The sequence below is a fragment of the Roseicyclus sp. genome (genome assembly GCF_052168335.1).
Classification (GTDB): domain Bacteria; phylum Pseudomonadota; class Alphaproteobacteria; order Rhodobacterales; family Rhodobacteraceae; genus Roseibacterium.
The window spans coordinates 1-1760 of the sequence record NZ_JBQLZP010000184.1 but is presented as its reverse complement, the minus strand read 5'-3'; the positions used below and the strand labels follow the sequence as shown (position 1 = coordinate 1760).

At 69.5% G+C, this 1760-nt stretch carries 1 protein-coding gene; it reads right to left on the bottom strand.

Annotated elements, in window-relative coordinates; all coding sequences use genetic code 11:
• Nucleotides 1-1760, bottom strand: a 1760-nt coding sequence (locus ACTS11_RS05760) for a GcvT family protein (protein ID WP_442639382.1), incomplete at both ends; no start/stop codon positions are given.

Here is a 1760-nt window from a genome sequence, read left to right as displayed (position 1 = left end):
CCGATGAAGTCCGCGGTCTTCTTCCAGGCGACGAAGCGGTCGAGGCCGGTCTCGCCCACGGTGTAGTCGGGCGAGAACTCCCGCATCCACGAGCCGAAGAAGCGGTCGAGCCGCAGGCTCATCATCGCGCGCATCCCGAAGGGTCTGAGCCCGTATTTCTGCCCAGCGGTCCAGAGCACCGACCAGAGCGGCCGCTCCTCCATCGCGTCGACGTAGATCTCGTAGCCGAGATCGCCCGTGTAGCTGACCCGCTGCACCAGCGCCTCGGAGAGGCCGATGATCATCCGCCTCGCGTCGAGGAAGCGGAAGGCCTCGGGCCCCACGTCGGCGCGGGTGACGTCCTGGAGAAGATCGCGTGCGCGGGGCCCCGCGATCTGGAAGCCGGTGATCCGGTCGGAGACGTTCTCGACCGTGACGCCTTCCTCCATGTGGCTGTCGAACCAGCGCATGTGGAAGTCCTGCGCGCCGTAGCTCGCCGTCAGGCGGAACTCGGTTTCCGAGAGGCAGGTCACTGTGAAATCGCCCATGATGCGCCCCGAGGGCGCGAGCATCGGGCTGAGCGCGAGGCGCCCGGGCTGCGGGATGCGGCCCGCCATGATCCGGTCGAGCCAGTCGCGCGCCCGCGGGCCCTTCACGACGTACTTGCCGAAGTTCTGCACCTCGTTGATGCCGACGCCCCCGCGCACGGCACGGACCTCGCGGGCGGTGGCCCCGAAGGCGTTCGAGCGGCGGAAGGAGGGTGTCTCGTAGCGCGGTTCGTCGCCTTCGGCGAAGTAGTTCGGCACCTCGAGGCCGAACTGCTGGCCCCAGACCGCGCCCATGGCGTCGAAGACGTCGTACATCGGGCTCGTCCGGAGGGGGCGCGCGGCGGGCTTCTCCTCGTTGGGGTAGGCCACGGAGAAGCGCGTCTGGTAGTTCTCGACCACCTTGGGCAGCGTGTAGCCCGGCGTGATGAAGCGGCCGAAGCGGGCCACGTCCATGGCGAAGGTATCGCGCTCGGGCGCGCCGTCGATCATCCACTGCGCGAGGGAGAGGCCGACGCCGCCGCCCTGGCTGAAGCCCGCCATGACCCCGCAGGCCGACCAGTAGTTGCGCAGGCCCGGCACGGGGCCGACCAGCGGATTGCCGTCGGGGGCGAAGGTGAAGGGGCCGTGGATCACCGACTTCACGCCCGCGCGCTCGAGCACGGGGAAGCGGCGGTAGGCGAAGGCGATCGACTCCTCGATCTTGTCGAAGTCGTCGGGCAGGAGCTCGTGCCCGAACTCCCAGGGCGTGCCGTCGACGGCCCAGGGGCGGCAGGACTGCTCGTAGAAGCCGATGCAGAGGCCGCGCCCCTCCTGCCGCAGATAGCTCTCGCCGGCGGGATCCATGACGTGCGGATGCTCGCTGTCGCGCTCGTAGATCTCGGGGATCTCGTCGGTGACGACATACTGGTGCTCCATCGGGTGGAGCGGCAGGACGATGCCCGCCATGTGCCCGACCTCGCGCGCCCAGAGGCCGGCGGCGTTCACCACGTGCTCGGCATGGATCGTGCCCTTGTCGGTCACGACGTCCCAGGTGCCGTCGGGGCGGGGATTGGTCTCGAGCACCTTGGTGTGGAGCACGATCTCGGCCCCGCCCATGCGCGCGGCCTTCGCGTAGGCATGGGTGGTGCCCGAGGGGTCGAGATGCCCGTCGAGCGGGTCGTAGAGCGCGCCGAGGATGCCCTCGATGTTGGTGACGGGCGAGAGCGCGGCGATTTCGGCGGGGCCGATGATCTC